The sequence below is a fragment of the Duganella sp. SG902 genome, assembly GCF_013376005.1.
In the GTDB taxonomy this organism is placed as follows: Bacteria; Pseudomonadota; Gammaproteobacteria; order Burkholderiales; family Burkholderiaceae_D; genus Rugamonas.
Genome location: NZ_JABMJK010000012.1, coordinates 52,113 through 60,866, shown reverse-complemented (window position 1 = coordinate 60,866; position 8,754 = coordinate 52,113). Strand labels below are relative to the sequence as shown.

Genomic DNA, 8,754 nt, shown 5'->3' with positions numbered 1-8,754 from the left:
CTGACGATGCGCACGCGCGGTTTCACCTTGATCGAGCTGCTGGTGACGCTGGCCATCCTTGGCCTGCTCAGCGCCCTGGTGATCCCGACCGCGCAAGTGGTGGTGCAGCGGCGGCAGGAGCAGGATCTGCGCGAGTCGCTGCGCGAGATCCGCCACGCGCTGGACGCCTACAAGCTGGCCTACGACCAGGGCCGCATCGCCAAGACGCTGGGCGCCAGCGGCTATCCCAAGACGCTGGAAACGCTGGTGGAGGGCGTGCCGGACCTGCAAAACCCCAAGCATGCCAAGATATTCTTCCTGCGCCGCGTGCCGCGCGACCCGTTCAATCCCGACGGCATGCTGAGCGACGCCCAGACCTGGGGCAAACGCAGCTACGCCAGCGAGGCCGACCAGCCGAAGGAGGGCGAGGACGTCTACGACGTCTACAGCCTCAGCGAGAAGACCGGCCTGAACGGCGTACCTTACAAGAAGTGGTGAGCATGAAGCGCAAAGGATTCACACTGATCGAATTGCTGGTGGTGCTAGGCATCGTGGCCCTGATGCTGACGCTGGCCGTGCCGCGCTACTTCCCCAGCATCGACAAGTCGAAGGAGGTGGTGCTGGCCGACAACCTGCGCAACGTGCGCCAGGTGCTGGACCAATATTACGGCGACACCGGCCGCTATCCGGACTCGCTCGACCAACTGGTGGAAAAACGCTACCTGCGCGCCTTGCCCTACGACCCGATCACCGAAAGCGACAGCAGCTGGATCATCGTGCCGCCGGAGGACAGCAGCAAGGGCGGCGTCTACAACATCCGCAGCGGCGCCGCCGGCAACGACCGCACCGGCAAGCCTTACGCCGACTGGTGATATGGCCGAAGCGTCAACATTGCCGAATGGGGCGCGGCGCATCGGGAACGCGCGCGGCTTCACCTATCTGAGCCTGATTATCCTGGTTGCCATTATCGCTTTGATAACGGCGTCGGCCATTAAACTGGGTTCGGTGCTGCAGCGCAGCAAGGCGGAGCAGGAATTGCTCGATATCGGCGGCGCCTTTAGCGACGCCCTGAAGAGCTACGCGGACGCCACGCCGCAAGGCCAGCCGACGCAGCCGCCCTCGTTGAAGGAATTGCTCAAGGATCCGCGCTTCCCGGGCACGCGCCGGCATCTGCGCAAGATTTTTGTCGATCCGATGACCCGCAAGGCGGAGTGGGGCATCGTCTACCTGGGAGACAAAGTGGGGGTGTTGGCGGTCTACAGCCTGTCCGATGCAAAACCCGTGAAAATAAGCAACTTTCCTGTACGATATTCTGGGTTTGAGGGCAAGACTCGAATTTCCGAATGGAAATTCGCCATGGCGGCCGACAGTCCCAAAGGGGAAAATCAAGCACAAACTATCAAGCCTGTATCTGATTTACAACAAGGTTTGGGCTCGCGACAACAAAATTTACCCGCACCAATATCGCCCCCCAAAACGGACCAGCCCGAGCCCGAAAAAGAGGCCCCGCCCCCTAAGGAAGAGCCCGCCTCTCCCTATGAAAACGTTATACCAACGCCCCCCGAAACACCCCCTGCCGAGCCGCAAGATATATGAGTAAAAGTCAACTTTCTCACCAAAAAGTGGACGCAGGCATTGCCAAAATGGTGCGCTGCGGATAGATTTTTTTTGCGATGCGAAAGAAATTGCAAAAAAGGAATTAAAAGTAGAATATTTACAATCGTAATTAATGTTTTTATGTTATTGTTCGTCCTAGCAGCACTCCTATTAACCCACAAGTGGCTGGCGCAAGCACAGTCACAATTCGTTTGATTAAGGATAACCTTATGAAATTGAAATCTTTCGCAGCTGGCGCAGTGCTGGCAGTCGCTTCGTTCGGCGCATTCGCAGCAGGCACCACCAAGGATCTGGGCACCTTGGATTCGACCGGCTTTGACTCCGTGTCGGAAGGTTCGGCCAAGTACGGCGCCAATGTTAGCTTCCTGGACACCTGGACCTTCACCATCGACGTGCCATCGGCCACCTCGTTCGGCGCGCAGCAAACCTTCGCTGCTCCAGCTGGCGCGATCACCGGCTTCGGCGGTGAACTGGTTGGCGTCGGCACCTTCGGCCCAGCAGTCACCACCGGTTCGACCCAGAACCTGTCGTGGGCTGGTTCGCTGGGCGCTGGCACCTACACCGTGCACATCTGGGGCACGACCGTGCTGAAAAACACCACCTACACCGCTACCGTGTCGGCCCTGCCAGTTCCAGAGCCAACCACCTACGGCATGATGCTGGGCGGCCTGGCACTGGTTGGTGCTGTTGCTGCTCGCCGCAAAAAAGCCTAAGTCAGGCTCGCGTTAAAAAACCCGCCTCGGCGGGTTTTTTTTCGTCCTGCGGTCTGGTGTTCAGCGCGCGATGCGCTTGAAGTCGCGCAGCCGGAAGCCCATCGCCAGCAGCGCGCCGAAGTACACCGCCGCGCACACGCCCACCAGCAGCAGCAGGGCGCCGGCGCGCAGGAAGGCGTGGTGCTGCAGGCCGATCCAGTCGATCTGGCGCGCGCCCAGCCAGGCGGCCGCGCCCATCAGGCCGCAACCGATCACCAGCTTGACGCAGAACAGCGGCCAGCCCGGCCGCGGGCGGTAGATGTCGCGCTTGCGCAGGCCGGTGTACAGGAAGGCCGCGTTCAGGCAGGCGCCCATGCCGATCGACAGCGCCAGGCCCGAGACCTGCAGATAGGGCACGAACAGTAAATTCATCAGTTGGGTGGCCACCAGCACCATCAGCGCGATGCGCACCGGCGTGCGGATGTCCTGCTGCGCGTAAAACGCCGGCGCCAGCGTCTTCACCAGGATGATGCCCAGCAGGCCGACGCAGTAGGCGATCAGCGGCCGCGCCGATTGCGTGGTGGCTTCGTCGCTGAAGGCGCCGTAGTGGAACAGGGTGGCGATCATCGGCTCGGCCAGCACCGCCATGCCGACCGCCGCCGGCAGCGCCAGCAGGAAGGTCAGGCGCAGGCCCCAGTCCAGCAGTTCCGAGTATTCCTGCTTGTCGTCGTCGGCCTGGGCCTTGGACAGGCTGGGCAGCAGGATGGTGCCCAGCGCCACGCCCAGCAGGGCGGTGGGGAATTCCATCAGGCGGTCGGCGTAGGACAGCCATGAAATGCTGCCGTCGACCAGGCGCGAGGCGATGCTGGTGTTGATCATCAGGCTGATCTGCGCGGCCGAGACCGCGAACACCGCCGGTCCCATCTTCTTGAGCACGCGCCGCACGCCCGGGTCGCCCAGGCCGGCGGCCGGGTTCCACGACAGCCGGGGCAGCATGCCGATGCGGATCAGCGCGGGAATCTGGATCGCCACCTGCAGCACGCCGCCGACGAACACCGCGATGGCCATGGCGTAGATCGGCTGCGCCAGGTGCTGCTGCAGGAACAGCGAGGCCAGGATCGAGGACAAGTTCAGCAGCACCGGCGTGAAGGCCGGGATCTTGAACTCGCGCCAGGTGTTGAGCACGCCGCCGGCCAGGGCCACGAAGGCCATGAAGCTAATATAAGGGAACATCACGCGGGTCATCCACACCGCCGCGTCAAACTCCTTGAGGCCGGTGGCGATCAGGTAGATGAACAGCGGCGAGGCTATAATGCCGACCACCGTCACCAGCAGCGTGGCCCATACCAGCGTGTTGGCCACGTGGTCGGTCAGGCGCTTGCTGGCCTCGTGGCCCTGCTTGTTCTTGTACTCGGCCAGGATGGGCACGAACGCCTGCGAGAACGCGCCCTCGGCAAACAGCCGGCGCAGCAGGTTGGGGATGCGGAAGGCGACAATATAGGCGTCGGTCAGGCCGCCGGCGCCGAACGCGCGGGCGATCAGGGTTTCACGCAGGAGGCCGGTAATCCGGGACAGCATGGTCATGCTGGAGATGGCGGTAAGTGTCTTAAGCAAGTTCATGGGACGTGATTATAGTTGCTCCTGCTGATAAATATCGCTATAATCACAGGCTGTACAAAATTCTGTTGCGCAGACATTAATGTTTGGCAGGCAGTAGTTTGACTCACACGGTTCGCTCTTATGGCAACCTAGGACGCACCTGTTTGGCAAACATTAATGTTTGCAAACGCATCATTTACCTGTTTAGGAAATTTCATGGCAAATACCGCACAAGCGCGCAAACGCGCTCGTCAAGCAGTTAAGCAAAACGCTCACAACTCGGCTCAGCGTTCGACCCTGCGCACCGCTATCAAGGCTGTGCGTAAGGCCATCCAGGCTGGTGACAAAGCTGCCGCGACGACCATCTTCCAAGCTTCGGTGTCGACCATCGACTCCATCGCTGACAAGAAGATCATCCACAAAAACAAGGCAGCTCGCCACAAGAGCCGTCTGGCAGCTGCCCTGAAGGCACTGTCCGCTTAATTCTTCCTTCCGGAAGACCAAGCAAGAAGCCGCGCTGGCGTCGCCAGCACGGCTTTTGTCGTTTACAGGTCTTGCGGCGAGACCGCCATCCACTCGCCCGGCATCAGCGGGTGGGTGGCCAGCGAGATGGCGCCGATGGCGCTGCGCACCAGGCGCAGGGTCGGCAGGCCGACCGCCGCCGTCATGCGCCGCACCTGGCGGTTCTTGCCTTCGCGCAGCGTGATGGCGAGCCAGCTGGTGGGCTGGCCGGCGCGTTCGCGGATCGGCGGGTTGCGCGGCCACAGCCACTCCGGCTCGGCGATGCGCACCGCCTGGCATGGCTGGGTGGTGAAGTCGCCCAGGTTGAGCGGCGCCTGCAGGCGCGCCATGGCGTCGGCGTCCGGCACGCCTTCCACCTGCACCAGATAGGTCTTGCCGGCCTTGTGGTCGGGATGGGCGATGGCGTGCTGCAGCTTGCCGTCGTCGGTCAGCAGCATCAGGCCCTCGCTGTCGTAGTCGAGGCGGCCGGCGGGATAAATCTTCGGAATGGCGAGGTGGTCGGCCAGCGTGGCCTTGCCGTCCTTTGGGGAAAACTGGCACAGCACCTGGAACGGCTTATTGAATAGAATTAAGGACATTATTGAAAGCTATTGTAGTGTAGGCTTGAAAACCTTGGCGCGCCGCGACATACTCGTGCATAATGTGAAACACCCGTCTTATATCTTATAGAAGACTTGGACAACGGAGAAGACCACGATGTATCAACATATCAAAGTACCGGCGGACGGCCAGAAAATCACCGTCAACGCGGATTTTTCCCTGAATGTACCAGATAACCCGGTCATTCCCTATATCGAGGGGGACGGGACCGGGCGCGACATCACGCCGGTGATGCTGAAAGTGGTGGACGCGGCGGTGGCCAAGGCCTATGGCGGCGCGCGCCAGATCCGCTGGATGGAAATCTACGCCGGCGAGAAATCGACCCAGATCTACGGCCCGGACGTGTGGCTGCCGGAGGAAACGCTGGCGGCGGTGAAGGATTACCTGGTCTCGATCAAGGGCCCGCTGACCACGCCGGTGGGCGGCGGCATCCGCTCGCTCAACGTGGCGCTGCGCCAGCAGCTGGACCTGTACGTCTGCCTGCGCCCGGTGCGCTACTTCACCGGCGTGCCGTCGCCGCTGAAGGAGCCGGAGAAGACCAATATGGTGATCTTCCGCGAGAACTCGGAGGACATCTACGCCGGCATCGAGTACGCGCAGGGTTCGGAGGGCGCGAAAAAGCTGATCAACTTCCTGCTCAACGAGATGGGCGCCAACAAGATCCGCTTCCCGGAAACCTCGGGCATCGGCATCAAGCCGGTGTCGGTGGAGGGCACCGAGCGCCTGATGCGCAAGGCCATCCAGTACGCGATCGACAACGACAAGCCGTCGGTCACCATTGTCCACAAGGGCAACATCATGAAGTACACCGAGGGCGGCTTCCGCGACTGGGCGTACGCGCTGGCGCAAAAGGAATTCGGCGCCGAGCTGATCGACGGCGGCCCATGGTGCAAGTTCAAGAACCCGAAGACCGGTCGCGACATCATCATCAAGGACTCGATCGCCGACGCCTTCCTGCAGCAGATCCTGCTGCGCCCGATGGAGTACAGCGTGATCGCCACCCTCAACCTGAACGGCGACTACGTGTCGGACGCGCTGGCCGCGCAGGTGGGCGGCATCGGCATCGCGCCGGGCGCCAACATGTCGGACTCGGTGGCCATGTTTGAGGCCACCCACGGCACCGCGCCGAAGTACGCGGGCAAGGACTACGTCAACCCGGGCTCGATGATCCTGTCGGCCGAGATGATGCTGCGCCACATGGGCTGGACCGAGGCCGCCGACCTGATCATCAAGTCGATGGAGAAGGCGATCGGCTCCAAGCACGTCACCTACGATTTCGCGCGCCTGATGGAGAACGCCGTGCAGGTGTCGTGCTCGGGCTTTGGCGACGTGATGATCGAGCAGATGCAGTAAGCCGCAGTGCGGCCGGGCCGGCCGTTCATCGCGCCGAACCTTGATGAGGATTGAATGGTCTAACCGGACCGGTATCTATCATGGAGGGCGTGATGAATTTCCCCGGAGGCCCGGTCGCCATGCCTATCGATTTGCGCTATTCCGCGCTGCTTGCGCGCATCAAGCCATACCAGAGCGCGCGGCGCTCCGAGAGTGCCGCCTTCCTCATCTGGTATCTGGTCAACTACTACCGGCTCGATGAGCTGGAAGCCACCGACTGCGTGTGCGACCAGTCCGGCGACAAGGGCATCGACGGCATCTACATCAACGAGGGCGCCGGCACCATCGACGTCTTCCAAAGCAAGATCAGCCAGCGCGCCGCCGCGCGCGTCGGCGACAAGCAACTGCGCGAGTTCGCTGGCACGCTGACCCAGTTCCGCTCGGCGCCCGCCCTGCAAAACCTGATGGCGAGCGCCGGCGACGCGCAAGCCAACGCGCTGATCGCGCGTCTCGCCGTGGTCGACAGGCTTGGCGAATACGAGGTGCGCGGCGTGTTTGTCTGCAATCTCGAGCTGGACGCCAACGGCGCGGCCTTCCTTGCCGCCCACCCGGCGATCAAGTTCGCCGGCATCGCCGAGTTGGCGGAGTCGTACATCTCCGACCAGAAAGATCCGATCCAGTCCGGCGTGGCCGAGTTCGATATCTCCGGCCTGACGGTTGCCGACTACGTGGTCGACGCCGGCACTTCGGCCAGCATCGTCCCGGTGCTGGCCAGCGACCTGATCAAACTTTCCGGCATTGCCGACCAGTCCTTGTTTTCGGTGAATGTGCGGGCCGATCTGGGCAACACCGCCGTGAACCGCGCGATCGCCTCCAGCATCAGGCAGCACAGCCTGCACAAGGCCTTCCCGCTGTTCCACAATGGCGTCACGGTGCTGGCGAAAACCGTGCGCCACGACGAGGACACCCTGCGGATCGAAGGTTACTACGTGGTCAACGGCTGCCAGAGCCTCAACAGCCTGTACGACCATCGCGCGATGATCTCGCCGGACCTGCGTCTGCTGACCAAGTTCATCCAGGTGGAAGCCGGCTCCGCGCTGGCCGGGTTGATCACCAACTATTCCAACAACCAGAACGGCGTCAAGGCGCGCGACTTCAAATCCAATCATCCGATCCAGACCCGCTTGCAGCACGAATTCAAGAAGCACTACCGCGGCAGCTATGCGTTGGCGGTGAAACGCGGCGAGCCGATCAACGGCGGCGTGACGATTTCCAACGAGGTGGCCGGCCTGATGATGATCGCCTTCGATTTGGGCGAGCCCTGGACCACGCACCGGAAATACCAGGTCTTCGACGAGCGCTACAACGAGGTGTTCGGGCGGCCGGAGGTCAGCGCCGACAAGATCGTGATGCTGTACGAAATCGCCGCCGCGCTGGAGCTCGGCCTGCGCCAGCTCAGCAACGAACTGCTCGGCAAATATGTGCTGACCAAGTACGTCATGCTGCTGGCGGTGCGCAAGATACTGGACCTGAGCGAGGCGGGCAGGGCGATGATCGCGCGGCCGCAGGACTATGTCCGGCGCGAGGAGGAGCGGGCGCGCTTCCGCGCGACAGTGGACGAGTTGGCGGCCTGGCTGGTGATCGACCTGAACTTCGAAACCCAGGAGTTGCCGCCGGATTTCGACTACCGCGACAAGCTGCGCGACAAGGATTACGTCAGCGGCCTGGTCAAGACCCTGGTGGTCAGTTACAGCAAGGATTTGCTGCGCAAAAAAACCGCCAGCGTCGAAACGCTGTGGGCGCGTTCCTGACGGCTATTTACAACAGCGCGGGCGAAAAAAAACCCCGCGGGGCGAGGTTTTTTACATCGGTGGGCTTAAATGATTAAGCCGACTGGATGTTGGAAGCTTGCTTGCCTTTAGGGCCTTGCGTGACTTCGAACTGAACTTTTTGACCTTCTTTGAGGGTCTTAAAACCGTTCATGTTGATTGCGGAGAAGTGAGCGAACAAATCTTCGCCGCCGTCATCTGGAGTGATGAAGCCAAAACCTTTGGAATCATTGAACCACTTAACAGTACCAGTTGCCATAAAAAGAACTTTCAAAATTAAAACAGATCACACGAGCCATAAAAGCAAGAAGCTTTCTTGCCCCTCTCCTCACGCCCACTTCTTATCAACATGTACATTGCTGCACGAAGCCGATAACGCATTGTTAGCGGACCAAATTTGAAAGTCAAGCAGATTTGTGGGCATTTTGCTACTTTTGCGACGATTGGTGAAAAAGCAACTCTTGATTTTGCGGAATGGGTCGCCATCTGCGTCAAGTTGAGAAAGCGCGTAAGATGGAAAACAATTGGATGTGTGCAGCGAAATGCACATTGCGTGAACCCCGAAAGCATTAGAATATAAGCGT

10 protein-coding genes are annotated in these 8,754 nt (G+C 60.9%); 7 read left to right on the top strand and 3 right to left on the bottom strand.

All coding sequences use genetic code 11. From position 1 onward, the window contains the following. Nucleotides 1-6 precede the first annotated feature (6 nt). The 4 genes from FHW83_RS22580 (at nucleotide 7) to FHW83_RS22565 (ending at nucleotide 2,309) form a co-directional block, all read left to right on the top strand. Nucleotides 7-477, top strand: coding sequence for a type II secretion system protein (locus FHW83_RS22580; protein WP_176648614.1), 471 nt, complete (start codon nucleotides 7-9; stop codon nucleotides 475-477). Nucleotides 478-479: 2 nt separating this feature from the next. Beyond that, nucleotides 480-851, top strand: a complete 372-nt coding sequence (locus FHW83_RS22575; protein WP_218106408.1) for a type II secretion system protein — start codon at nucleotides 480-482, stop codon at nucleotides 849-851. Nucleotide 852: 1 nt separating this feature from the next. Then, nucleotides 853-1,575, top strand: a complete 723-nt coding sequence (locus tag FHW83_RS22570; RefSeq protein ID WP_176648612.1) for a type II secretion system protein — start codon at nucleotides 853-855, stop codon at nucleotides 1,573-1,575. Between the two features lie 230 nt (nucleotides 1,576-1,805). After that, complete coding sequence (locus FHW83_RS22565) at nucleotides 1,806-2,309, top strand: FxDxF family PEP-CTERM protein (RefSeq protein WP_176648611.1); 504 nt, start codon at nucleotides 1,806-1,808, stop codon at nucleotides 2,307-2,309. Nucleotides 2,310-2,369: 60 nt separating this feature from the next. Here FHW83_RS22565 and murJ read toward each other — a convergent pair whose 3' ends face one another. Beyond that, on the bottom strand, nucleotides 2,370-3,908 hold the full coding sequence (murJ, locus tag FHW83_RS22560; RefSeq protein WP_176648610.1) for a murein biosynthesis integral membrane protein MurJ: 1,539 nt from the start codon (nucleotides 3,906-3,908) through the stop codon (nucleotides 2,370-2,372). 195 nt (nucleotides 3,909-4,103) lie between these two features. Between murJ and rpsT the strand changes: the two genes are divergently transcribed. Further along, nucleotides 4,104-4,370, top strand: coding sequence for a 30S ribosomal protein S20 (gene rpsT, locus FHW83_RS22555; RefSeq protein WP_055937377.1), 267 nt, complete (start codon nucleotides 4,104-4,106; stop codon nucleotides 4,368-4,370). A 62-nt stretch (nucleotides 4,371-4,432) separates the two neighbouring features. On the opposite strand, the gene FHW83_RS22550 is transcribed toward rpsT, so the two are convergent. Further along, complete coding sequence (locus FHW83_RS22550) at nucleotides 4,433-4,987, bottom strand: pseudouridine synthase (RefSeq protein WP_176648609.1); 555 nt, start codon at nucleotides 4,985-4,987, stop codon at nucleotides 4,433-4,435. Nucleotides 4,988-5,105: 118 nt separating this feature from the next. Between FHW83_RS22550 and icd the strand changes: the two genes are divergently transcribed. Beyond that, nucleotides 5,106-6,362 carry an NADP-dependent isocitrate dehydrogenase gene (gene icd / locus FHW83_RS22545; protein WP_176648608.1) on the top strand — a complete coding sequence of 419 codons (1,257 nt, stop codon included), beginning with the start codon at nucleotides 5,106-5,108 and terminating at the stop codon, nucleotides 6,360-6,362. A 92-nt stretch (nucleotides 6,363-6,454) separates the two neighbouring features. Beyond that, the gene (locus tag FHW83_RS22540) at nucleotides 6,455-8,152 is read left to right on the top strand and encodes an AIPR family protein (RefSeq protein WP_176648607.1); all 1,698 of its coding nucleotides are present in this window, start codon (nucleotides 6,455-6,457) and stop codon (nucleotides 8,150-8,152) included. Nucleotides 8,153-8,225: 73 nt separating this feature from the next. Here the strand turns inward: FHW83_RS22540 and FHW83_RS22535 are convergent, their stop codons facing one another. After that, nucleotides 8,226-8,429, bottom strand: a complete 204-nt coding sequence (locus FHW83_RS22535; protein ID WP_008446468.1) for a cold-shock protein — start codon at nucleotides 8,427-8,429, stop codon at nucleotides 8,226-8,228. Nucleotides 8,430-8,754: the final 325 nt, after the last annotated feature.